Source organism: Pseudomonas sp. NPDC089734, from assembly GCF_044748865.1.
Lineage (GTDB): Bacteria > Pseudomonadota > Gammaproteobacteria > Pseudomonadales > Pseudomonadaceae > Aquipseudomonas.
The window spans coordinates 47929-71261 of the sequence record NZ_JBIVGV010000014.1 but is presented as its reverse complement, the minus strand read 5'-3'; the positions used below and the strand labels follow the sequence as shown (position 1 = coordinate 71261).

The following is a 23333-nucleotide window of genomic DNA, read 5'->3' as shown; positions in this document are numbered from 1 at the left end:
AGTGCAAGCCATATGTTTCATTTTATAAGTACCAGGCAAGAAACACGCAGACACTTTCTGGTTCGTTGACAGGCATAACGACTGGTCTAGATTTCAGAGGCAGCTTCGGAAAGCTGTCTTTAAAAATCAGATGGAGCGTTATCTATGCGAACTTCCTATTTCTCTTCTTTGATCTTTGCCTTTCTTGCATCGGTATCCGTTGCCGCTACAGCCGCACCGGCTGCACCGATGATGAATGAAAGTCCGGGTTCCCTGTCCATGACTCAGGAACAGAAAGGCGATAAGGTCAATATCAATACGGCGGATGCCGACAGACTTCAGAAAGAACTTGCCGGCATCGGAAAGAATAAGGCCCTTGCCATTGTTGCTTACCGAGAAGCCAATGGCGGGTTCACGTCGGTGGACGAGTTGATTGAAGTCAAGGGGATCGGAAAAGCGATTCTGGACAAGAACCGCGAGAAACTTTCCATCGAGTGATCGTTTGTAAAGAGGCCGACGTAATGTCGGCCTCTTGTTAAAAACTGCACGGAAAAGTTGAAAGACCGTTTTTCGTACAAAGCCTAACGGACTTCTCGGATTTCCCGCTTCAGCCGTGCACGGGTACTGTCCAGGATTTGTTCTGACAGTTCATTGTTCTGAGTGCTGCGTGACAACACCAGAGCACCTACCAGCGTCGATAACAGGGTGATACTCCTTTCCTGGAGGTTTTCCCCCGGCAACGCTTTCTCGAATGACGACTGGATATGCAGGATGATTTCATCGGTGCTCAGGCTGGCCTGGTCGCGCTGGCCCAGTTCTGCACAAATGCTGGGCAACGGGCAGCCTGAATCGGGATTGTCTCGATGGCCGGTTGAAAGATAGAGGTCGATAAACCCCGGAAGGGAGTCCTCCATGGCGAAGACTTTGCCCGTCTTCTCTTTCACTTCATCGACAGCGAAACGCAGTGCTTGCTCAACCAGATCATCCTTGGATTTGAAGTGAGCATAAAAGCCGCCATGGGTCAGCCCCAGCGCTTTCATCAGAGGTTGCAGGCCTGTTGCACCAATACCGTCGCGACGAAATCGTGCGGACGCTTCCTTGATGATGCGTTGGTGGGTTTGAGCTTTATGATCCAGGGCATAACGCATGTGATGAGCTTCCCGACAGTGGCTCGTAAAGTGTTACTAAGTATTTTCACATGGATAGGTTAATCGATGCAGCGATCATTTCTTAAATCGCATTCACATCACCGGCGCGAGATGCGCGTTTGGTAATGCTTTTTCAAGGACGGGAACATGCTACTGCTTTTCGCGGCAGGGAGAAACTGCCATATGGGGGAGGTCAGAGGGGGCTTTCCACCCCCGGCTGTCATTTCCGGGGTTGAGCCGACTGCTCGAGACGGGACACCTTGCGGCAATGCACCAGGGCATCGCGAATCATGAAGTTGACCAGCGTGGGTGATACACCCAGCTCTTTGGCGATCTCTTTTTGCGGGACACCGTGCAGGCGATACATCTCGAAGGCGTATCGGGTTCGGCTGGGCAATTGAGTCAAGGCGTCAGCGATATGCTCCAGCGTTGCAAAGTTGATGTGTGAGGTTTCCGGGGACGCACCCTGCACGACCACATTCAGCCCCTCTTCTTCGCTGCCGGAATACTTCTGTTCAAGGGCCTGCTTGCGATAGTGGTCAATGGCAAGGTTGCGCACGATCTGAAACAGGTAACTGAGCTGAGCCTTGATCGACGAGGAAATTTCAGGTGCGGATTGCAGCCTGAAGAATGCGTCTTGCACGACATCCTCGCCTCGGGAGGTGCAGCCGGTGATACGGGTGGCGATCTTGACCAGAATCGTGCGGTTCTCGACGAAAGCCTGGAGCAGAGGGGAGTCACACGTAGGTGTTGTGAGTCGTACCGGCATGGAAATCACCTGACAGCAGCAGAGGTTTATAGGGAGGCCCCCGACATATCGCGCAACAAATTAGGGTGGATGATAATCATTGTCAATTGTAGTCGGTAACTAATTTCAGATGACCGGGATACGTTTCACAGAATTGGGCATCTGGCCCCCGTTTGACCGATATCAAGGGAGCGATGTCTGCAGCGGCTCACAATGGCTGCAACGGTAACGCTTGCTGTTCAGGCGTGAATTTCGAGGGAGTACGGAAAACAGCATGAATGCGTCTGTAGAGACACCTGATGTACCACCGGGGAAGGTAAAAATACCCGTGGGTCTGGTTATCGCTGTACTGGTCATGATAGGTGTGTTGTTCCTGCCCATGCCGGCAGACTTGCCGGTCGCCGGCCACCGAATGCTGGCAATTCTGGCTTTTGCGGTCGTGGTGTGGATCACCGAGGCTGTCTCCTACGAAGCCAGCGCAATCATGATCACCTCGCTCATCGCGTTTCTGGTCGGCTCGGCTCCTACACTCAAGGACCCTTCGGTTCTCTACGGATCGTCTGCAGCGATCACCATGGCCCTGAGCGGGTTTTCCAATTCGGCACTGGCGCTGGTGACCGGCGCGCTCTTTCTCGCCGCGGCCATGACTCATACCGGCCTGGATCGACGCATTGCGCTGGTGACCCTGTCGCGGGTCGGTACCAGCACGCGGCGGATCATGATCGGTGCCGTTGTCGTCACGATTCTGCTCAGTCTGGTGGTACCCAGCGCAACGGCGCGCAGCGCCTGTGTTGTCCCGATCATGATGGGGGTGATCGCGGCATTCGGGGTCGACAAGCGCTCCAACATTGCCGTGGCGATCATGATCATCGTGGCTCAGGGGACCAGTGTCTGGAACATCGGTATCCAGACTGCCGCTGCACAGAACCTGCTGACGGCAGGCTTCATGGACAAGATGCTCGGCCATCGGGTGTCCTGGATCGACTGGCTGATTGCCGGTGCTCCCTGGGCTCTGATCATGTCTGCTGTATTGATCCTGCTGGTGCTCAAACTCTTGCCACCGGAAAGCGACAGCATTCCGGGTGGCAAGGAGGCGGTTGCAAAATCACTGGCTGAAATCGGGCCGATGACCGGTGCGCAAAAGCGTCTGTTGAGCGTGTCGGTGATGTTGCTGCTGTTCTGGGCGACCGAGGGCAAGCTGCACAGTTTCGACACCACCTCCACGACCTATGCGGGCCTGGTGATCCTGCTGCTGCCACGCTGGGGTGTCATGACCTGGAAGGACGTGCAGTCGCGCATTCCATGGGGCACGGTGATCGTGTTCGGTGTCGGCATCAGCCTCGGCACGGCCTTGCTGACCACTCAGGCCGGCCAATGGCTGGGCGGGCAGGTCGTCAGCAGAACCGGGCTCGATCAGGTCGGCCCCTTGGGCATTTTCGCGATTCTGGGGGCCTTTCTGATCCTCATCCACCTGGGCTTTGCCAGCGCCACCGCACTGACCTCGGCGTTGCTGCCGATTCTGATCGCGGTCCTGCAAACCTTGCCGGGTGATTTCAACCGGCTGGGCATGACCATGTTGCTGGGCTTTGTGGTCAGCTACGGTTTCATCCTGCCGATCAATGCGCCGCAGAACATGGTCTGCCTGGGCACCGAAACCTTCAATGCCCGCCAGTTCGCCAAGGTCGGTATTCCCATGACCATCATCGGTTATGTGCTGATGCTGGTGTTCGGGATGACGTACTGGCAGTGGCTCGGCTGGATGTAATTGCCTTCCTGGCATTCGGAAAAGGGCTCTCGCCTCGGGTTTGAGCCCTTTTCTGTCCCTTCATTTTTTTGTAACTGTCGGGCCGTTCGGTCTGATAGCTCTTTGATTTATCGGCCCGATCCCTGACAATCTCGCCCCCCTGTTTTGGGGCGGGACTTTTAACTGCCAAGTTTTTGATATCCCTCCCCAATTTGAATAACCGGCCACGGAGACCAGACCGGATGAATGATCAGGCCAATGGCGTCGCAGAACGCCTGGATGCAGAACCCGCGAATATAGCCGCGTGGAGTCGTCACGATACAACCTGGATGCTGGGACTGTTCGGTACCGCTATCGGTGCCGGTACTCTGTTCCTGCCGATCAACGCCGGTATCGGCGGTTTCTGGCCATTGCTGGCACTGGCATTGCTGGCGTTCCCGATGACGTTCTATGCACACCGCGGCCTGACCCGGTTCGTGCTGTCCGGACGCGACGGCTCCGACATCACTGAAGTGGTCGAGCAGCATTTCGGCAAAAGTGCCGGTGCCATGATCACCCTGCTGTATTTCTTCGCCATCTTTCCGATCCTGCTGATCTACAGCGTGGCGCTGACCAACACGGTCACCAGCTTCCTCGAGCATCAATTGCATGTTCCGGCCCCGCCACGTGCGCTGCTGGCCTTTGTGCTGATCCTGGGTCTGCTGTTCGTGGTGCGTTGCGGCGAGCGACTGATCGTCAAGGCCATGAGCCTGATGGTGTATCCGTTCATCGTTGCGCTGCTGTTCCTGGCGGTCTACCTGATTCCACACTGGACCGGCGGCATCCTGAGCACCGCGACCACCTTGCCTGAGCCGTCGGCATTCCTGCCTGCGCTGTGGCTGGCGATTCCCGTGATGGTGTTCTCCTTCAACCACACGCCGATCATCTCGGCCTTTGCGGTGGATCAGAAGCGCCTGTACGGCCAGAATGCCGAGATCCGCAGCTCGCAGATCCTGGCTCGTGCCCACGGTCTGATGGTGGTCATGGTGCTGTTCTTCGTGTTCAGTTGCGTGTTGACCCTGTCGCCGGCCCAACTGGCCGAAGCCAAGGCACAGAACATTTCGATCCTGTCGTACCTGGCCAACCACTTCAGCAACCCGACCATCGCGTTCGTCGCGCCGCTGATTGCTTTCGTGGCGATTGCCAAGTCGTTCCTGGGCCATTACATCGGCGCCAGTGAAGGTTTGAAAGGGTTGATCGTGAAGTCCGGTCTTCGTCCTGCGCCGCGTACCCTGGACCGCGTGACTGCCGGCTTCATGCTGGTGGTGTGCTGGATCGTTGCGACACTCAACCCGAGCATCCTGGGCATGATCGAAACCCTGGGTGGCCCGATCATCTCGGCACTGCTGTTCCTGATGCCGATGTATGCCATCCGCAAGGTTCCTGCCATGCGTCAGTATGCTGGCAAACTGTCCAACATCTTTGTGGTCGTTGCCGGTCTGGTGGCGATTACCGCACTGGTCTATTCGTTGATGCAGTAAACCGCTTCACTTCCACAGGGTTCGCATTGAGCCCTGTGGAAGCTCCTCTCTGGCTCAGTAAGCCGCCACCAACCCGTCCTTGCGCGGGTCCGTTCCGCCCACATACCCATGCGCCGTGCGCTGAATGATCTGCGCGCCCCCAAAGGCGAAGACGCCGCTGGGTTCTTCGACGTCAATCGCGTGCCCCTTGCTGCGCAATGCTTCGACCACCCGTGGATCGAAAGCGCGCTCTACGGCGACTTTCAAGCCTGACTCGATTCTCCAGCGCGGTGCATCGGCTGCGGCTTGCGGGTTCTGCTTGTAGCGCAGGATGCGCATCATCATCTGCAAATGCCCTTGCGCCTGCATCGGGCCACCCATCAGACCGAATGACATCAGTGGCGTGCCGTCGGCGTTCATGACGAAGCCGGGAATGATGGTATGGAAAGGGCGCTTGCGTGGGGCGACGACATTGACATGCGTCGGGTCCAGCGAGAAGCCCGCGCCACGGTTTTGCAGGCTGATACCGGTGCCCGGCACCACGACGCCGGAGCCGAAGCCCATGTAGTTGGACTGGATGAACGAGATCATCATGCCGCTTTCGTCGGCGGCGGACAGATACACCGTACCGCCCGCCCTGGGCGAGCCGTGACCGGGATTGCCGGCCTGTTCGGTGACCAGCGCCGCACGGCTTTTCAGGTAATCGGCATCCAGCAAGTGCTCGGAGGCCACGCGCATGTGGTCATGGTCGGCCACATGGAAATCCAGGTCGGCCAGCGCCAGCTTCATGGCTTCCAGCACGGGGTGTACCGTTTCCACGCTGTCGACGGGATGTTCGCCGACACCCAGCGCTTCCAGCATGCCCAGGCCTGCCAGGGTTGCAATGCCTTGACCATTGGGCGGCAGTTCATGAACCACGGCACCGGCATAAGGCACGGACAACGTGTCTATCCAGTCCACGGTATGGGTCGCCAGGTCATCCAGGCTCATGACGCTGCCATTGGCGTTGGCATGGGCGATCATCGCTTCGGCCAGTTCGCCACGGTAGAAGGCCTCGCCTTTTGTTTCAGCGATCAGTTCCAGCGTGCGGGCATGATCGGGCAGGCGGACCTTTTCCCCGGCAACGGGCGCCTTGCCATTGGGCAGGAAGCACTCGGCAAAGCCCGGCTGCGACTTGAGCACGTCTGCGCCACGACGCCACAGCTCGGCGATGATGGGCGTCAGTTGATAGCCGTTGCGGGCATAGCCGATGGCCGGCTCTGCCAGGGTGGCGAAGGGCAGCTTGCCGTAACGCTCGGACAGCGCGACCCAGGCGGAAACGGCACCGGGGACTGTCACGGCACCCCAGCCCCGTTGCGGCATGGCGCTCTGGCCGGCGAAGTGTTCGGGTGTCCAGGCCTGTGGTGCGCGGCCGGAAGCGTTGAGGCCTTGCAGTGCCTGGCCATCCCAGACGATGGCGAACGCGTCGCTGCCGATCCCGCAACCTGTCGGTTCGACCACGGTCAGGACCATGGCTGCCGCGATGGCCGCATCGACCGCATTGCCTCCGCGACGCAGCATGTCCAGGCCCGCCTGAGCCGCCAGAGGCTGGGAGCAGGCGACCATGTTGTTACCCATTACCGGCGAGCGTGCCGAGGCATAGGGTTGGCTGTAATCCAGATCATCAAACATAAGAAAGGTCCTGTTGGCAGAAAGAGGGCATTAGGTTTTGTACGTAAAGTGGCTGCGCTCGGTCAGGCGGCGTTAAAAACCGGCTCAGAATGCTCATTGACAACCAGTCAACTCCGCTTCCTCGCCGTTTTTTGCCTTGCCTGACCTTCGCTCGCCGACTTTTCGTACAGAACCTAGCCTTTGGGGTCCAGGGCATCGCGCAGCCCGTCGCCCAGCAAGTTGAAACACAGCACGGTGATGTAGATCGCCAGACCGGGGGCAATCGACATCCAGGGGGCCTGTTCCATGAAGTTCTTCGCGGTATTGAGCATCGAGCCCCAGGACGGCGAAGGCGGTTGCTGGCCCAGCCCCAGAAAGGACAGGCTGGCTTCGGCCAGGATGGCCGAGGCGATGGTCAGCGTGGCCTGCACCACCAGCGGAGACATTACGTTGGGCAGCACATAGCGCAGGATGATCCAGCGATCCGGCAAGCCGATGGCGCGGGCACCTTCCAGATAGTCCTCGTGCTTGATCGCCAATACCTGGCCGCGTGTCAGGCGGGCAAAGATCGGCATGGCGGACAGGCCGATGGCAATCATGGCGTTGGTCAGGCTGGGGCCGAGAAACGCACCCAGCGCAATCGCCAGGACCAGGAACGGACACGACAGCAAGGCTTCCATGATGCGTGAGATGACTGCATCCAGCTTGCCGCCGAAGTAACCGGCCAGCAGCCCCAGCGGAACCCCGATGACCATGGCGATGGCGACCGAGACGCCGCCTGCCAGCAAGGAGCTGCGAGCACCCCACAACAGGCGCGAGAACAGGTCGCGGCCCAGTTCATCGGTGCCCAGCCAGTAGATCAGCGAAGGTGCCTTGCGGACGGCCAGAAAGTTGGCCTTCAGCGGATCATGGGGAGCGATCCAGGGGGCGAAAACCGCCGCCAGAACGAACAGCAACAGGATGGCCGCCCCGAGCACGGCCCCTTTGTTGGCGAGGAACTTCTTGACGAAGGGCGAGCGTACACGTGGCTCAAGAACGGTAGGCGCGGCAGTGGCCAGGCTGGTCATGAAGCGGTCCTCAAGCGTGGGTTGATCATGCGGTAGAGCACATCGGCCAGCAGGTTAAGCAGAAGAAACCCGATTGCCACGCACAGCACCACGCCTTGCACCACCGCGTAATCACGGTTGAATACCGCATCGACAATCATCTTGCCGAAGCCGGGGATGCTGAAGACCTGCTCGGTCAGCACGGCACCGCCGAGCAGCTCACCGAACAGCAGCGTGGTCAGCGTTACGATGGGCATCAGGGCGTTACGCAGGGCATGCTTGAGTACGACCGAGTACGGGAACAGACCTTTGGCCCGTGCGGTACGGACATAGTCCGTGCGCAGCACTTCAAGCATCGCGCTGCGAGTGTGGCGCATGAGCACGCCCGACAACCCGGCCCCCAGCACGAAGGCGGGCAGGATCAGAGTCTTCAGGTTTTGCCCCAGGTCCTCCCCCGCCGGGACGAAACCCGAGGCTGGCAGCCATTGCAGTTTCACGGCGAAGATCATGATCAACAGAATCCCCAGCCAGAAGTGCGGAATGGAAATGCCTGACAAGGCCACGACATTGGCACCGTAATCCAGAGCCGTTCCTTTCCTGACGGCCGAGACGATACCGGTCGGGATGCCGATCAACAGCGCAATCAGCAACGCCAGCAGTGCCAGCTCTATGGTCACCGGCAACTTGGACACCAGCAGGGTGGTCACGGGTTGTTCGGTGCGCAGCGAGGTGCCGAAGTCACCCTTGAGCACGTTGCCGACCCAGTTCAGGTACTGCAACGGGATCGGATCGTCGAGCCGGTACTTCTCGCGCAGGTATTCCATGACCGCCGGATCGCGTTCCTCCCCGGCCATTGCCAGCACCGGGTCCCCCGGCAGCAGCTTTTGCAGGGTGAAGACGAACAGCGAAACCAGAATCAACGTCGGGATCGCGCTGAGCAGGCGTCGCAGGATAAATATCAACATGCCAGGCCCTCACGGGTGCGCCGGTTACACATGATCGGGAGCCTCATGGTTTGAACGCGACGTTGGTCAGGCGAATCAGGCCGTCCGGGTTCGGTACGAAGCCGGTCACGTTGTTGCGTGCAGCGATGATGCGCGGGTCGAAATACAGGTAGGCGGTAGGCACTTCATCGGCCAGCAGACGCAAAGCCTCGTGATAGAGCGCCTGACGCTGTGCGGTGTCGTTGACCTGACGTGCCTTGTTCAGCAGGTCGTCGAGTTTCGGGTTGCAGTATTTGCCGTCGTTCTGGCCACCCTTGCAGGTCACGAACTGATGGATGTCGCCATCCGGGTCCGGACGTCCCGACCAGGCGCTCATGCCGATCTGGAAATTGCCGCTCTGTTGCTCGCTGAGCATGGTGGCGTATTCGGTGGCGACCAGATTGACGTTGAAACCCGCTTCCCCGGCCATGGCCTGGATGATCTGACCCACTTGCTGGGCGATGGGGTTGTTGGCGACCTTGAGGTCCACGGTCAGCGGCATTTTCACACCGGCTTCGGTGAGCAATGCCTTGCTTTTCTCGACGTCACGGGCCGGGATCGGCAAGGACTTGTCGTAATACGGGCTGTTGCCGGGGAAAGGTTGCGCGCTCGGGGCGTACAGGCCTTCGAACACCACCTGATTGATGGCGTCGCGATCGATGGACAGCTCGAAGGCCTTGCGGACACGCTTGTCCTTGCCGATCGGGCTGTTGGCCTTGTCGCCGTTGGCGATGTTGAACATCAACTGCATGTAACCCAGGCCCGGTGTGCTGTAGACCGTCAGCTTGCTGTCGGCCCGGGCGGTTTTCACATCGGTGGGCGCGACGCGCTCGATGATATCCAGGTCGCCCGAGCGCAGGTTGGCCAGCCTGACCGAGGTGTCCGGAATCGGCAGGAAGACCACTTTGTCGAAGTGATAGGCCTGCTTGTTCCAGTACTGCTCGAAACGCTCCAGCACGATGCGGTCCTGCTGCACACGCTGCACAAACTTGTACGGGCCGGAGCAGACCGGTTTTGAACCTACATCGCCCTGTGAAGCCTTGGGCGCGAGCATCATGCCGGCACGGTCCGACAGCTGCGATATCAGGGTCGCGTCGGGTTGCTTGAGCTTGATCGCGACGGTTTTCGGGTCGACGACTTCCACGCTGTCCACCGAAGCCAGTTCACTCTTGCGCAACGAATCGGGCAGGGTGCGGGCGCGGTCCAGGTTGAACTTCACCGCCGCGGCGTCCAGAGGCTCGCCGTCATGGAAGGTCACGCCTTCGCGAAGTGTCATGCTCAGGGTCTTGTTGTCCTCGCTCCAGGTCCAGGCCGTGGCCAGTTGAGGCACGTACTCCAGTTGTGGGGTGATGTCGACCAGCTTGTCGCACAGGGCGGTGTACACCAGGCGCCCCGAGTACGTCCGGGAGCGGTGCGGGTCCAGAATGTCCGGGTCGTCCTGGATGCCGATGCGCAAGGTCGACTCTGCAAGGGCGGCGTTCGCAGCCAGTATGAGCAAGGTTCCGGTCATCACATGTGCAAACTTCATGGCTGGCTCTCCAGTGATAAGGCTTGATGGCTTTTGAACAGGTTCAAACGTTGTGTGTAGGCAGCGCTCGGGGTCGGTACGACCAGCGTGCCGGCCCCGGCATTGGCGATTTCGCGCCAGTAATGGCAGGCCACCTGGCGCTCGGCGTCCACCGCGACAAACGGCGGCTTGACCTCCTTGCACAAGGGGCGGGCGTGGGGGCAGCGAGTGTGAAAGCGACAGCCCGAAGGCGGGCGCCTGGGGCTTGGCATGTCGCCGCCCAGCAACGGCCTGGGGTGTCGCAGGTCGGGATGACTGACCGGCACGGCGGCCATCAGCGCCTGGGTGTAGGGATGCAGGGGCGACTCGAACAGTTCGTTGACCGGCGACAGCTCAACGATTTCTCCGAGGTACATGACGGCCACCCGATCGCTCATGTGACGGATCACGGCCAGGCCGTGGGCCACGATCACCAGTGTCAGACCGAACCGGTGCTTGAGGTCTTCAAGCAGGTTGACCACCTGTGCCTGGACTGAAACGTCCAGTGCAGACACCGGTTCGTCGCCAAGAATCAGACGTGGCTCCGAAGCCAGGGCGCGGGCGATGCCGATACGCTGGCGCTGCCCGCCGGAAAACTCATGGGGATGGCGTCCGGCGTGTTCCGGGGCAAGCCCGACGGTACGCAACAGTTCTGCGACCCGGGCCTGACGGTCGCTGCGGCTGGCGTCACTGTGCAGCCAGATCGGCTCGCCGACGATCGAGTCGACCGTCATGCGCGGGTTCAGCGAAGCGAACGGGTCCTGAAAAATGATCTGCAGTTCGCGACGAACCTGACGCAGCTTCTCGGGCGACAGGTTGGCCAGGTTGCGGCCTTCATAGATGACATCGCCGGACGTGGGGTTCAGCAGGTTGAGCAGCAAACGCCCCAACGTGGATTTGCCCGAACCGGACTCCCCGACCAGCGCCAGGGTTTCGCCCCGGCGCACCGACAGCGAGACCTCGTTGACGGCTTGTACCGGCGGTTTCCGGCGCTGGAACAGACCGGCTTCGATACCGAAATGCTTGCTCAGGCCGATGGCTTCCAGAATCGGTTTCTGGGCAGCCGATTCTATGGATTCATGTTCTGTAAACGTCATGCGCTGGCCCCTACATGCTGTTCTAAAGGTGCCCGGATGCAGGCGGCAAAATGTCCGTCGGACAGCTCGAGCAGGGGAGGCCGTGTGTCACGGCAGGCGGGCAGCACAAAAGGGCAGCGCCCGGCAAAGCGGCAGCCCGAAGGCATTTCGGCGGGCGTCGGCACCCGGCCATTGATCGTCGCCAGGCGACCTTCGCGAGGGCCAATGGAGGGCATAGAGCCCATCAGGCCAATGGTGTACGGATGTTGCGGGTCGTCGAACAGGGTCTTGACCGGTCCGCTTTCCACCACCTGGCCGGCATACATCACCATCACGTCATCGGCGACCTCGGCCACCACTCCCAGATCATGGGTGATCAGGATCATGGAGGTTCCGGTCTCGGACTGAAGCCGGGCGACCAGCGACAGAATCTGCGCCTGAATGGTCACGTCCAGTGCCGTGGTGGGTTCATCCGCGATGATCAGGACCGGGTCGTTGACCAGCGCCATGGCGATCATCGCCCGCTGGCGCATGCCACCGGACAGTTCGTGCGGGTAGGCATCCAGGCGCTGGAGGGCATCGGGAACGCGGACCTTTTCCAGCATCTGGAGGGCACGTTGCCGTGCATCCCTGGGCGAGAGCCCCTGATGCCGGATCACGCTTTCGGCAATCTGCTCGCCGATGGTGAACACCGGGTTCAGGGACGTCATGGGCTCCTGGAAAATCATCGCCATGCGGTTGCCGCGAATATCCAGCAGGCGTTCGTCGGACATGCCCAGCAAGGGTTCGTCCAGCAAGCGGGAGGCACTGGCATTGACGCTGGCAGTGCCGGGCAGCAAGCCCATCAGGGCCATCGACGTCACGCTCTTGCCACAACCGGATTCGCCGACAATGGCCAGGGTCCGTCCGGGGTGTACGGCGAATGACACGCCGTCCACGACATTGGCGGGCGAATGGGCGAAGCGTACGGTCAAGTCACTGACACTCAGAACGGGACGGCTGTCATGAAGGGTCGAACTCATACACTCGCCTCCAGGTCTTGGTTGATGATGTGGTCCAGCGCTTGCTGGAGAGCACGTAAATGCCCGCGCATGGCCATGGCGGCCTTGATCGGGTCACGGGTTTCGATGGCGCTGACGATGTCGTCGTGATCGTGGCTGTAGGTGTTCAGGCGGTCGGCATTGCGTGCCCGCTGGCGCAAGTCACGCCACATGGGGTCCAGGCGAATGGCGTCGAGCATCTCGAACAGATCCAGCATCAATCGGTTGCCGGCAGCCTCGGCAATGGCCCGGTGCAGCGCGCTGTCCCAGAGCTCCAGGCCTTCGGCATCGACCTGCTCGGCGTCCTGCTGGCGGGTCGTGCGTTCGGCCAGACGTCGCAGAATGGCCATTTGTTCACCATTGGCACGGACCGCTGCCAGCGAAGCCAGGGCTGGCTCCAGGTGCAGGCGGGCTTCCATGACCTCGCTGAAATTGGTCCTGCCCGAAAGGCGGGCAAAACTGATCGAGGCGCTGGGTGGTGTCGGGCCGACAAACGTCCCTTTGCCCTGCCGCCGCCAGATCTGGCCTTCGGCTTCCAGTACCGACAAGGCCCGTCGAATCGCCCGCCGACTGACGCCGAAGTCTGCCGCCAGGTCCCGCTCCGTCGGCAGGGCCCGCTGAGGGAACGCGGCATGCTGCGCGACCATCTGGCGCAAGGCGTCCAGAGCCAGTTTCGAGGCGTTGTCGATAGGTGTATCAGGGTCGAACCTTTGCATCGTGGTCACTCAACACAGCCCGGAAAAGAGCGCCGTTCATGCAGCTATCAACTGCTGTTCAGGCCCAGGGGGCGGTGCAAGGGGAGTGCCAATGAAAATTGGTTCGCCCTGATTTTTCAGGGCTGAAGATGCCGATGCGGGCGGATGGCCTTGTCCGGGCCAATCGAGAAAGGTTCGGACAGTGGTTCGCTGGCATAAAGAGTGAATTGGTTCGGGTGGGAGCGAACCAATTTCTGAGAATGACCGGATGAATGCCTGATTGTGGGCAGTGTGCTTATCGGGAGTGCATCATCGGTTTACATATTCAGAATCATGCACGTGGTGCTGGCGGTCGCGTACAAGCGGTCATCCACGTCATACAGGCGACCTTCTGCCAGAGCGGTGGAGCGGCCGAGATGAACGACTTTGCCTTCCGCCCGTACCGGCCCGACCTTGTCGCTCAGTGCCCGGACATAGCTGACCCGCAGGTCGAGGGTGGTATAGCCCTGGCCTTTCTTGAGCATCGTGTGAATCGCGCACCCCATGCATGAATCCAGCAGTGTCGCGGCGTAACCGCCATGCACGCTGCCCAGCGGGTTGTAGTGACGGCTGTCGGGGGTGCCCTGAAAGATGAAGGATCCGGCCGACCAATGCAGCGGGACGAAGTCCATCAGTTCGCCGATGGGAGGCGACGGCAGCTCGCCACGACCGATCGCTTCCAGAAATTCGGCCGGTTCCAGAGCGGCCACGTCAGCAAGACTGGTCGTGCCCGCCGCACCCAGCCGCGACCGGATGGACCTTTCTTCTTCAATCCATGACAGCAGCTTTTCGTTGCGAGAGAGGTTCGACATGACGCTTCACTCCTGAATGGATAGAAAAATTACGAGCGTAATATTTATGTGGGATTACGGTCGCAATGTAAAGCGCCGCAACAGGCCGGATGAGTGCAGGCAGGAGGAAAGGAGGCGTCAGGAACGGCAGGAAACAGGAGGGCGTGATCGGGGGCTTCACCGCAGATGAGTGCCCCTGATCGTGGATGGCGTGGCCGTTCGTGTTGTTACATTCAGTCCTGTGGGGCCGGGTACAGAGGCTTGGACAGGTGCATGATGCTCGCGTAGTCATACACGTACTGACGTCCGGCATGGCTGGTCGAACGCAACTGGTCGATCAGGATCCGCTCTTTTCGGTTCAGGTATCTCAACGCCGGATCTTCACTGGACTTCAGGCGATCACGTTCATGGGCGTCAGGGAAGGCGATGACGTTCGTCATGAAATATCTCCTTGATTCAAGTCCTTGACTGTTACGGTGTAGCCCCTGTGTAACGACGGTTTACATTACCGACAAAAACTCCGCCCGTGAACCCTGAAAATGATGCCTGTGTCACATCACTCGGGTGACTTCAAAGGATTGCCGGGCGCCATTGATGGTGATTTCGACAAGATCGCCCTCGGCCTTGCCCAGCAGATTCTGCCCCAGAGGGGCGCGGGGCGTGATCACGGTAATCGGCGTGTCGTTTGCGTGGACCTTCAGGCCCGCCGCATCGGGCGCGATGAACAGGTACTGCGACTGGCCGTTATCCGCCTCCAGAACGACCAGATCACCGGTCTGAATGCCACGCGATTCATCGAAAGGCTTGAGCGTCCAGTTCTGGCAGGAGGCCAGGGCCTGGCGAATCTCCTCCACGCGCCGGGCCTGGCCAGCGGCCAGATAGGAGGCCTCCAGCCCCAGGGTGTCGTACTTGTTTTCGGCGATGTTCTCTTCGTGAGTCGCCGCTTCATAGGCGGTCTGTGCCGCACGCCGGGCGATGTCCAGGTCGATGTTCAGACGGTCGATGACCCGTTGCAGGATGTCTGCCTTGTTCATGTCTTACCCGCAGTATTCATTGATGCCCGCACGGCTTCTTTCGCTGGGGGCGGTGCGGTCCTGCTGTATCCAGAAATCGCATTTTGCCCGGTTGAAGTTCTTCTGCCGCTGTTCCTGGACCTGTTCACGTGCCTGACGGGCTTCGCTTTCCCGCAGGTTTTGCTCGTATTTCTGGAACAGGGTGTTTTCCGGTTCTACCGCAGGCGCTTCGGGCGCCGTCAGCTGAGCGGCGGCTTTTTCCAGTGCCTGTGTCTGGGCCGGAGGCAGGTTCTTGTAAAACAGCATGCCTGTCAGGACGACGGCCATCGCGCCGAGCCAGATGCCCAGCGCTATACACACGATCAGCTTCAGGGAAACATACAGTTCGCGACGATTCGGATAGGACGGCATGACTGGACTCCTGACGTTGGGCGGCAGAAGCAATTGTGCCATGCCTTGTGCTGGTGGAGAGGTGTTGTTCTGGAGGACAATCGGCGTTTTTTCTTGAACCAGCCTCAGGGAGCCGGGATGAAAGCCTCTTGGGACATTTTTTGCAGCGTCGTCGACAACTATGGCGATGTGGGCGTGACCTGGCGTCTGGCGCGTCAGCTGGTCGCCGAACATGGGGTCGGTGTCCGTCTGTGGATCGATGATCTGGCGGCCTTCGTTCGTCTGTGCCCCGAGGCCAGTCTCGAGGCTGCAGAGCAGTGGCAGGACGGTGTGCAGATCTGCCACTGGCCCGAAACGTGGGGGGCTGCCGATATTCCCGACGTCGTGCTCGAAGCGTTCGCCTGCCGCCTGCCGACGGGCTACATCGACGCCATGTTACAGCGCTCGCCAAGGCCTCTGTGGCTGAATCTGGACTACCTCAGTGCCGAGGAGTGGGTCACTGGCTGTCATGGCCTGCCTTCGTTGCAGTCGAATGGCTTGAAAAAGTTCTTTTTCTTTCCGGGGTTTCAGGACGCCACCGGTGGCCTGTTGAGAGAAAAGGGGCTGGTCGAGCAGTGTCAGGCGTTCCAGCATGACCGCTCGGCACAGCGTGATTTCCTGCAAGAGATGGGCGTGAAGCCCAATGACGGTGCCCGCCTGATCTCGGTGTTTGCCTACGAGAATCCGGCGCTGGGCAGCTGGCTGGAGAGGCTGGCCAGCGATTCGAGGGAAAACCATGTGCTGGTTCCCGAAGGCCGTGTGCTGGGTGATTTTCAGCGCTGGTTCGGGAATCAAGACTTGCAGGTCGGGGCCGTGCAAACGCGGGGTTCCCTGACCGTTCAGGTGCTGCCGTTCGTCCGGCAGGAGCGCTATGACCGGCTGTTGTGGTGCTGTGATTTCAATATCGTGCGGGGCGAGGATTCCTTTGTCCGTGCCCAATGGGCCGCACGTCCGATGCTCTGGCATATCTATCAGCAGGAGGATGAGGCCCATCTCCCCAAGCTGGAGGCGTTTCTGGCGCTTTATCTCGCCGGGCTGTCTCCGGCGGCCGCTCAGGCGCTGGGCAGTCTGTGGCGGGGCTGGAACCGTGGGCTGGACCTTGGGGAAAGCTGGCAGGCGGTGCTGATTCACGAGGCCGAGATAGAACGGCATGCCCGGCGCTGGTGTCTGGAACGGGCCTCGCAAACCGATCTTGCTGCGGCGCTGGTACAGTTTTACCGAAATTCGCTATGATACGCGGCCTTGATATCAGGCTCTGTACGAAAAGTGCCTGTGCAGGCTATTTCTCGTACAGAGCCTTTGGCTATTTCAATCCAAATTCGGATATATGCAATGAAAACTGGTAAAGAGCTGAAACCCGGCACCGTGATCCGTATCGACAACGATCCTTGGCTGGTCCAGAAGGCCGAGTTCACCAAGTCCGGTCGTAACAGCGCCATCATGAAGACCAAGCTGAAGAACCTGTTGACCGGTTACAAGACTGAAACCGTATACAGCGCCGACGACAAGCTGGACGACGTGATCCTGGATCGCAAGGAAGCTACCCTGTCTTTCATCAGCGGTGACTCCTACACGTTCATGGACACCACTGACTACACCATGTACGAGCTGAACGCCGAAGACATCGAAGCCGTTCTGCCCTTCGTCGAAGAAGGCATGACCGACGTCTGCGAAGCGGTCTTCTTCGAAGAGCGTCTGGTTTCCGTAGAGCTGCCGACCACTATCGTGCGTCAGGTTGACTACACCGAAGGTTCCGCTCGTGGCGACACGTCGGGCAAGGTCATGAAGCCTGCCAAACTGAAAAACGGTACCGAGCTGAGCGTGGCTGACTTCATCGAAATCGGCGACATGATCGAGATCGATACCCGTGACGGCGGTTCTTACAAAGGCCGTGCTAAATAAGCATGGTTTTGTAACCCCGATACACAAAAAAACCGCAGCGATGCGGTTTTTTTGTGCCTGTTAAACGGGGTCAGACGGTTACATGCAGACGCACGTCAACGTTGCCGCGGGTAGCGTTGGAGTACGGGCAGACCTGGTGAGCGGCATCGACCAGCTCTTGAGCGGTGGCCAGCTCAAGGCCTGGCAGGCTGATGTGCAAGTCGATGTCCAGACCGAAACCGCCCGGGATCTGACCGATACCGACATGGGCGGTGATCGAGGCGTCTGCCGGGATGCTGCGCTTGCTCTGGCCTGCGACGAATTTCAGGGCACCGATGAAGCAGGCGGAATAGCCGGCTGCGAACAGTTGCTCAGGGTTGGTGGCTTCGCCGCCTGCACCGCCGAGTTCCTTGGGGGTTGCCAGTTTGACGTCGAGAATCTTGTCGCTGGAAACAGCACGGCCATCGCGGCCACCGGTAGACGTTGCAACAGCAGTGTAGAGAGTGTTCATGGCGTTTACCTCGCAGGTTGGGGTGATTGCAGAAATCTTGTGCGCTAACTAAGTGAATTTAATTTATAGCTCAAATATTTTGCGCGCAAGTTAAATTTCAAAAGTTCACTCTCTCCCGGTTGAGCGGGAAGGCGAGCTGCAGGGCTGACGGTGCTTTAAATCCTTTTAAAACAATCCATTATGGAGATTTTCCGTTCGTCGGAAGAGAAGGCCATGACTCGCTGTCAGGCCTGAATCTGTTCAAAGGCTGCCGTGCAGGCTGGTGCGCAGCTCCAGCAGTTCCCCCTGCAATTCACGCAGTTTCTCCAGCGTCAGGCCGCTGGATGAAAGAATGCAGCCGGGCACGTCTCTGGCTTTTTGCTGCAGGGCGCGGCCTTGTTCCGTCAGGTGCAACAGAACCACACGCTCATCTTCCTTGCTGCGGGTACGGCTGATGAGCCCTTCGGCTTCGAGGCGCTTGAGCAGAGGGGTCAATGAACCGGGATCGGTCAGCAGGCGGGTGCTGACATCACTGACCGTCAGGCCTTCTGTCTCCCAGAGCACCATCATCGCCAGGTACTGCGGATAGGTCAGCCCGAGGGCAAGAAGCAATGGCTTGTAGACCTTGGTCATCATCAAGGAGGTGGAATAAAGGGCGAAGCACAGTTGATTATCGAGCAGCAGCGAGTCGCAATCGGCAGAAGCCTCGGTATCAAGGCGGTCTTCGGCATTCATGGGCAATCCTCGTAAGCTCTGGAAAAGAGGCCTAATTTAGTGTTGCGTTCTTTAATGCGCCAGATAAATCCGGGCGGTCATGACTACACAATAGGAATCGTTATCGCTTGATGCACGGCATCTCGAGAAATTCTCTTACAGTGAGCGTATGCCTGCGGGTCAAGACTGCGTAGCATTCTCCTAATGGGCCGATTGGGGAAGTGGTGTGACTGAAGTTGTCATGTTTGTGTTGTTGGGTGCAGCGATGGGCACCCTGGGCGGGTTGTTCGGGATCGGTGGCGGCCTTGTTGCGATTCCGGCATTGGGGGTGTTGTTCGGACTCGATCAGCAGTTGGCACAAGGCACGGCCCTGTTGATGGTACTGCCCAATGTATTGCTGGCCTTGTGGCGCTATAACCAGCGCAATCGCGTCCTGCTGCGCAATGCCGTGATGCTCGTCATTCCCAGTTTCTTTCTGGCCTGGCTGACCTCATTGCTGGCGGTGAATGTCGAACCGCAGTACATGCGTATCGGATTCGTGGTTTTTCTGATCGCCTTGACGGCTTTCAATCTTGCCCAGATGTTCTGGCGCAAGGGGCAGGCCAGTGCTCAGTTGCGCCACGTCAACTGGTTGTGGTTGCTGGGCGTCGGCTCCGGTGTCACGGGCGGTTTGTTCGGTGTGGGGGGCGGGGTTGTCGCCACCCCGGTGCTCACCAGTGTATTCGGGGCGACCCAGGTCGTGGCGCAAGGGCTTGCGCTGACGCTGGCGGTGCCGAGCACGGCGATTACCCTGTTCACTTACGCGCTGCACGATCACGTCAACTGGTCCATGGGCGTTCCGCTGGCAATCGGAGGGCTGGCCAGTGTCAGTTGGGGGGTGAAGCTGGCGCATTCGATGCCGGAGCGCCTGCTGCGTTATCTGTTCTGCGTTTTCCTGATGCTGTGTGCCGTGATCCTGATGTTCAAGGTCTGAAGCCTTCGGCAATGTACTCGGCCAGGCAATCGGTGATGGGCGAGGGCGTCTCCGGGTTACGCACCAGGACGATGCTGGCAATCGGCAGTTGCGGCAGGTTCTCTGCCTCGCCCAGGATGCGCAGATCGGGTGTGACCAGGCTCTGGAGCTGGGCGGTGACGGCCAGACCGGCACTGACCACGGCCATGATCGCCGACAGGCTCGCACTGCTGTAGGCGACGCGGTATTCGCGCTCCATGGCATCCAGTGCGTTGCAGGCCCACTCACGGCAGAAGCAGTCCGTGTTGAACATGGCCAGTGGCAGAGGCGTCCGTTCATGGGGCGAAAAGCCTTGGGCTTCGGTCCAGACCAGCCGTTCCTGGCGCAATATCTGGCCCATCTCGCTGCCGGGGCGACTGGTGACGATGGTCAGGTCCAGATCGTGACGTTGCAGCAGCGCCGTAGACGGTTCGCAGTGGACCTCCACCTGAACCAGAGGGTAGGTGCAGGCGAAGTGCGAAAGGATGCCGGGCAGAAAGCGCATCACATAGTCGTCCGGCGAGCCGATCCGCACCACACCGACCATGTGGGGATCGCGTAGCGTGTTGAACACCTCACTGTGCAGTTTCAGGATGCGTCGGGCATAACCGAGCAACACCTGGCCTTCGGCTGTCAGGCGAAAGGTACGGCCATCACGTTGAAACAGCGAACGTTGCAGGACATCGTCCTCCAGGCGCTTCATCTGCATGCTGACCGCCGACTGGGTGCGATTGACCACCTCGCCGGCGCGCGTGAATCCGCCATGGTCGGCAATCGCTACAAAGGTGCGCAGCAGTTCGGTGTCGATACTGGGATAGTGGGCCAATTCATCAATCTCACAGATGGCTTGCATAAGAAACATTCGTTGGATTGATCCTACGCCAGGCGCAAGACTCTAGTCATCCCCACATGGAGGGCAAGATGATGAAAGGTCAAAAAGGTTACGTACTGGTCGCCAGACCCGCGTTCACAACCCTGTTCGCTCGCTTCTGGACCGGGCTGAAAACACGTGCTCAACGCTGGGTGGCGTTGCATCAACAACGTCAGTTGCTGGCGAGCATGAGCGATGAAACATTGAAGGACCTGGGATTGAGCCGGGCCGATATCCTGCGTGAATCCGAGCGTCCGTTCTGGGACGATCCTCGGTGACGCTGACAAGGCACTTCCTGATCGGATAGGGTTACAGACTCCAAAGGGAGTCCTGAATGTCTGTAGAACTGTCCCTCAAGCAAGCGCGTCGTCTGGCGCTGGCCGCCCAGGGTTTCAATGGGCGCCAACCGCCAGCCACTATCAAGGCCGGCCATATCATGCAGTTGATCGGGCGTCTCGGCGTGTTGCAGATCGACTCGGTCAATGCGCTGGTGCGTTCCCATTACCTGCCGCTGTATTCAAGGCTTGGCAATTATTCGCCAGCGTTGCTGGATCGGGCGGCCTGGAGTCAGGGGCGGCATCGCACACTGTTTGAATACTGGGGACACGAGGCATCGCTGCTGCCGTTCAAGCTTTATCCCTTGATGCGCTGGCGCATGCGGCGAGCGGCGCAAGGCGAGGGCATTTATCAGCAGTTGGCCCGGTTCGGTCGCGAGCAACAGCCAGTGATCGAACGGGTATTGCAGGCCGTGCGTGAACAGGGAGCGCTGGGAGCGGGCAGTCTCAGTAGTCGACAGGAACGTGCAGGACCCTGGTGGGACTGGAGTGCGGAAAAGCTTGCGCTTGAATGGCTGTTCGCCGCCGGTGAAGTCACCGTGGCGGGGCGTCGTGGCTTTGAACGCCTTTATGACGTGCCGGAGCGGGTGCTTCCGGGAGCGGTGCTCGATCTGCCCGACATCAACGAGGCCGATGCTCAGCGTGGACTGTTGCTGCATGCGGCAAAGGCCCTGGGTGTCGGAACGGAAAAGGACCTGCGCGACTACTTTCGGCAAGACCCGCTGCCCAGTCGTCTGGCGCTGGCCGAACTGGTCGAGGAAGGTGCGTTGCAGAGCGTTCGGGTTCGGGGCTGGAAACAACAGGCATTCTGCCTTCCGGACAGTCGGCCGCCGCGCAAGGTCACGGCCAGCGCCTTGCTGTCGCCATTCGACTCTCTGATCTGGGAACGTGCGCGTACCGAGCGCCTGTTCGATTTCCGCTATCGACTGGAGATCTACACACCGCAGCACAAGCGCGTCTACGGCTATTACGTCTTGCCGTTTCTGCACAACGAACGCATTGCGGCGCGCATCGACCTGCGTGCCGAACGGGCTGTCGGCCGGTTGGCGGTGCATGCCGTGCATGATGAAGAACAAGGGCTTGATGACGACGGGATAGAGGCTCTGGCGCGACACCTTCGCCAACTGGCCGACTGGCTGGGGCTGGCAGAGGTCTGGATCAATTGCCCGCGAGCCAGTGCAGCGCGCTTGCGGGCATTCGATCTGGGGTAGGTGCCAGCGGCGGCGTCAGCGCTTGGCCTGTTTTAACGTCTCGGCAATCAGAAACGCCAGTTCCAGCGACTGGTCGGCATTCATTCTCGGGTCGCAATGGGTGTGGTAGCGGTCCGAAAGGCCGTCCTCGGTAATCGGGCGTGCGCCACCGATGCATTCGGTCACGTTCTGCCCGGTCATTTCGATATGGATACCTCCGGCGTAAGTGCCTTCGGCCTGGTGAACCTGGAAGAACTGTTTCACCTCTCCCAGAATCTGCGCAAAGTCACGGGTCTTGTACCCGCTGCTGGCCTTGATGGTGTTGCCATGCATGGGGTCCGAACTCCACAGCACCTTGCGGCCTTCGCGTTCCACGGCACGGATCAGGTGGGGCAAATGATCCCCGACCTTGTTCGCGCCCATGCGGGCAATCAGGTTCAGGCGGCCAGGGTCGTTGTTCGGGTTGAGGATGTCGATCAGGCGAATCAGGTCGTCGGTGTCCATGCTCGGCCCGACCTTGACGCCGATCGGGTTGTTCACCCCGCGCAGAAATTCCACATGGGCACCGTCCAGTTGGCGGGTACGATCACCGATCCACAGCATGTGCGCCGAGCAATCGTAAAAGTCGTTGGTCAGGCTGTCGCGTCGTACAAAGGCTTCTTCATAGTTCAGCAACAAGGCTTCGTGGGCGGTGAAAAAACTCGTTTCGCGCAGTTGTGGCGAACTTTCCAGGCCGCAGGCGCGCATGAACGCCAGGGTTTCGTCGATGCGGTCGGCCAGTTGACTGTACTTTTGCGCCAGTGCCGAGTTGGCAATGAAATCCAGGTTCCACTGATGGACCTGGTGCAGGTCGGCAAAACCGCCTTGAGCAAACGCGCGCAGCAGGTTCAGGGTGGCGGTGGACTGGTGATAGGCCTGCAACAGACGCTCCGGGTCCGGCACGCGGCTTTTCTCATCGAAGCCGATGGCGTTGACGATGTCGCCGCGATAGGCCGGTAGCGTCACGCCATTGAGGGTTTCGTCGTTGGCCGAACGAGGCTTGGCGAATTGCCCGGCCATGCGTCCTACCTTGACCACCGGGCAGCCGGCGGCAAATGTCATCACAACGGCCATTTGCAGCAACACCTTGAACGTGTCGCGAATCTTGGCCGCCGAAAACTCCATGAAGCTCTCGGCACAATCGCCGCCTTGCAACAGGAAGGCTCGTCCCTGGGATACTTCGGCAAACTGGCGACGCAGGTCACGGGCTTCCCCGGCAAAGACCAGCGGCGGGTAGCTGGCCAGGGTTTGCTCGACCTGCGACAGGTGCGCGGCATCAGGGTATCGAGGCTGTTGCTGAATGGAAAATGCCCGCCAGCTGTCGGGGCTCCAGGGTTGGCTCATTGTTGGCTCTTGGGGAGGAGGAAATCGAACCGGCATGTTAGCAGTTCAGGGT

Annotated in this window: 25 protein-coding genes; 8 read left to right on the top strand and 17 right to left on the bottom strand. The window is 59.7% G+C overall.

Translation table 11 applies throughout. The annotated features are described in order from the left end of the window. Window positions 1-144: 144 nt before the first annotated feature. The gene (locus ACIPY9_RS17785; protein ID WP_400704069.1) at window positions 145-477 is read left to right on the top strand and encodes a ComEA family DNA-binding protein; all 333 of its coding nucleotides are present in this window, start codon (window positions 145-147) and stop codon (window positions 475-477) included. A gap of 83 nt (window positions 478-560) precedes the next feature. On the opposite strand, the gene ACIPY9_RS17780 is transcribed toward ACIPY9_RS17785, so the two are convergent. Both ACIPY9_RS17780 and ACIPY9_RS17775 read right to left on the bottom strand, forming a co-directional pair. After that, window positions 561-1127, bottom strand: a complete 567-nt coding sequence (locus ACIPY9_RS17780; protein WP_400704066.1) for a TetR/AcrR family transcriptional regulator — start codon at window positions 1125-1127, stop codon at window positions 561-563. A gap of 220 nt (window positions 1128-1347) precedes the next feature. Next, on the bottom strand, window positions 1348-1896 hold the full coding sequence (locus ACIPY9_RS17775) for an RNA polymerase factor sigma-70 (protein ID WP_400704063.1): 549 nt from the start codon (window positions 1894-1896) through the stop codon (window positions 1348-1350). Between the two features lie 253 nt (window positions 1897-2149). Here ACIPY9_RS17775 and ACIPY9_RS17770 point away from each other — a divergent pair, with 253 nt between their 5' ends. Together ACIPY9_RS17770 and ACIPY9_RS17765 are read left to right on the top strand one after the other, a co-directional pair. Further along, on the top strand, window positions 2150-3640 hold the full coding sequence (locus ACIPY9_RS17770; protein WP_400704060.1) for a DASS family sodium-coupled anion symporter: 1491 nt from the start codon (window positions 2150-2152) through the stop codon (window positions 3638-3640). A 221-nt stretch (window positions 3641-3861) separates the two neighbouring features. Then, entirely contained in the window at window positions 3862-5139 is a 1278-nt protein-coding gene (locus ACIPY9_RS17765) for an aromatic amino acid transport family protein (protein ID WP_400704057.1), read from the top strand. A gap of 54 nt (window positions 5140-5193) precedes the next feature. Here ACIPY9_RS17765 and ACIPY9_RS17760 read toward each other — a convergent pair whose 3' ends face one another. The 11 genes from ACIPY9_RS17760 to ACIPY9_RS17710 form a co-directional block, all read right to left on the bottom strand. Next, a complete protein-coding gene (locus ACIPY9_RS17760) occupies window positions 5194-6789 on the bottom strand; it encodes a gamma-glutamyltransferase family protein (RefSeq protein WP_400704054.1) in 1596 nt (531 codons plus the stop codon). Between the two features lie 173 nt (window positions 6790-6962). After that, on the bottom strand, window positions 6963-7835 hold the full coding sequence (locus tag ACIPY9_RS17755) for an ABC transporter permease (RefSeq protein WP_400704051.1): 873 nt from the start codon (window positions 7833-7835) through the stop codon (window positions 6963-6965). Beyond that, window positions 7832-8779, bottom strand: coding sequence for an ABC transporter permease (locus ACIPY9_RS17750; RefSeq protein WP_400704048.1), 948 nt, complete (start codon window positions 8777-8779; stop codon window positions 7832-7834). The genes ACIPY9_RS17755 and ACIPY9_RS17750 overlap by 4 nt, the downstream gene beginning before the upstream one ends. A gap of 43 nt (window positions 8780-8822) precedes the next feature. Further along, the gene (locus ACIPY9_RS17745; protein WP_400704045.1) at window positions 8823-10325 is read right to left on the bottom strand and encodes an ABC transporter substrate-binding protein; all 1503 of its coding nucleotides are present in this window, start codon (window positions 10323-10325) and stop codon (window positions 8823-8825) included. Further along, a complete protein-coding gene (locus tag ACIPY9_RS17740) occupies window positions 10322-11440 on the bottom strand; it encodes an ABC transporter ATP-binding protein (RefSeq protein ID WP_400704042.1) in 1119 nt (372 codons plus the stop codon). The genes ACIPY9_RS17745 and ACIPY9_RS17740 overlap by 4 nt, the downstream gene beginning before the upstream one ends. After that, entirely contained in the window at window positions 11437-12441 is a 1005-nt protein-coding gene (locus ACIPY9_RS17735) for an ABC transporter ATP-binding protein (RefSeq protein WP_400704039.1), read from the bottom strand. The genes ACIPY9_RS17740 and ACIPY9_RS17735 overlap by 4 nt, the downstream gene beginning before the upstream one ends. Next, on the bottom strand, window positions 12438-13175 hold the full coding sequence (locus ACIPY9_RS17730) for a FadR/GntR family transcriptional regulator (RefSeq protein ID WP_400704036.1): 738 nt from the start codon (window positions 13173-13175) through the stop codon (window positions 12438-12440). The genes ACIPY9_RS17735 and ACIPY9_RS17730 overlap by 4 nt, the downstream gene beginning before the upstream one ends. Before the next feature lie 296 nt (window positions 13176-13471). Beyond that, window positions 13472-14005 (bottom strand): PaaI family thioesterase, encoded by a 534-nt coding sequence (locus ACIPY9_RS17725; protein ID WP_400704033.1) that lies wholly within the window; start codon window positions 14003-14005, stop codon window positions 13472-13474. A 212-nt stretch (window positions 14006-14217) separates the two neighbouring features. Continuing rightward, the gene (locus ACIPY9_RS17720; RefSeq protein ID WP_400704030.1) at window positions 14218-14424 is read right to left on the bottom strand and encodes a hypothetical protein; all 207 of its coding nucleotides are present in this window, start codon (window positions 14422-14424) and stop codon (window positions 14218-14220) included. Between the two features lie 111 nt (window positions 14425-14535). After that, a complete protein-coding gene (locus ACIPY9_RS17715; RefSeq protein WP_400704027.1) occupies window positions 14536-15018 on the bottom strand; it encodes a GreA/GreB family elongation factor in 483 nt (160 codons plus the stop codon). Between the two features lie 3 nt (window positions 15019-15021). Continuing rightward, window positions 15022-15408: a hypothetical protein gene (locus ACIPY9_RS17710; RefSeq protein ID WP_400704024.1), complete on the bottom strand. Its 387-nt coding sequence runs from the start codon at window positions 15406-15408 to the stop codon at window positions 15022-15024. A 117-nt stretch (window positions 15409-15525) separates the two neighbouring features. On the opposite strand from ACIPY9_RS17710, the gene earP reads away from it, so the two are divergent. Both earP and ACIPY9_RS17700 read left to right on the top strand, forming a co-directional pair. After that, window positions 15526-16659 carry an elongation factor P maturation arginine rhamnosyltransferase EarP gene (earP, locus tag ACIPY9_RS17705; RefSeq protein WP_400704021.1) on the top strand — a complete coding sequence of 378 codons (1134 nt, stop codon included), beginning with the start codon at window positions 15526-15528 and terminating at the stop codon, window positions 16657-16659. 99 nt (window positions 16660-16758) lie between these two features. Continuing rightward, window positions 16759-17328: an elongation factor P gene (locus tag ACIPY9_RS17700; RefSeq protein ID WP_117164043.1), complete on the top strand. Its 570-nt coding sequence runs from the start codon at window positions 16759-16761 to the stop codon at window positions 17326-17328. A 70-nt stretch (window positions 17329-17398) separates the two neighbouring features. Here the strand turns inward: ACIPY9_RS17700 and ACIPY9_RS17695 are convergent, their stop codons facing one another. Together ACIPY9_RS17695 and ACIPY9_RS17690 are read right to left on the bottom strand one after the other, a co-directional pair. Continuing rightward, a complete protein-coding gene (locus ACIPY9_RS17695) occupies window positions 17399-17818 on the bottom strand; it encodes an organic hydroperoxide resistance protein (protein WP_400704017.1) in 420 nt (139 codons plus the stop codon). A gap of 240 nt (window positions 17819-18058) precedes the next feature. After that, window positions 18059-18532, bottom strand: a complete 474-nt coding sequence (locus tag ACIPY9_RS17690) for a MarR family winged helix-turn-helix transcriptional regulator (protein WP_400704014.1) — start codon at window positions 18530-18532, stop codon at window positions 18059-18061. Between the two features lie 220 nt (window positions 18533-18752). Here ACIPY9_RS17690 and ACIPY9_RS17685 point away from each other — a divergent pair, with 220 nt between their 5' ends. Continuing rightward, window positions 18753-19484, top strand: a complete 732-nt coding sequence (locus tag ACIPY9_RS17685) for a sulfite exporter TauE/SafE family protein (RefSeq protein WP_400704303.1) — start codon at window positions 18753-18755, stop codon at window positions 19482-19484. Here the strand turns inward: ACIPY9_RS17685 and ACIPY9_RS17680 are convergent. Then, window positions 19474-20355 (bottom strand): LysR substrate-binding domain-containing protein, encoded by an 882-nt coding sequence (locus ACIPY9_RS17680; protein WP_400704011.1) that lies wholly within the window; start codon window positions 20353-20355, stop codon window positions 19474-19476. The genes ACIPY9_RS17685 and ACIPY9_RS17680 overlap by 11 nt on opposite strands. Window positions 20356-20423: 68 nt before the next feature. On the opposite strand from ACIPY9_RS17680, the gene ACIPY9_RS17675 reads away from it, so the two are divergent. Next, on the top strand, window positions 20424-20651 hold the full coding sequence (locus ACIPY9_RS17675; RefSeq protein ID WP_400704008.1) for a DUF1127 domain-containing protein: 228 nt from the start codon (window positions 20424-20426) through the stop codon (window positions 20649-20651). A gap of 56 nt (window positions 20652-20707) precedes the next feature. Continuing rightward, entirely contained in the window at window positions 20708-21919 is a 1212-nt protein-coding gene (locus tag ACIPY9_RS17670; protein WP_400704005.1) for a winged helix-turn-helix domain-containing protein, read from the top strand. A gap of 15 nt (window positions 21920-21934) precedes the next feature. Here the strand turns inward: ACIPY9_RS17670 and ACIPY9_RS17665 are convergent, their stop codons facing one another. Next, entirely contained in the window at window positions 21935-23281 is a 1347-nt protein-coding gene (locus ACIPY9_RS17665; RefSeq protein WP_400704002.1) for a class II 3-deoxy-7-phosphoheptulonate synthase, read from the bottom strand. Window positions 23282-23333 lie beyond the last annotated feature (52 nt).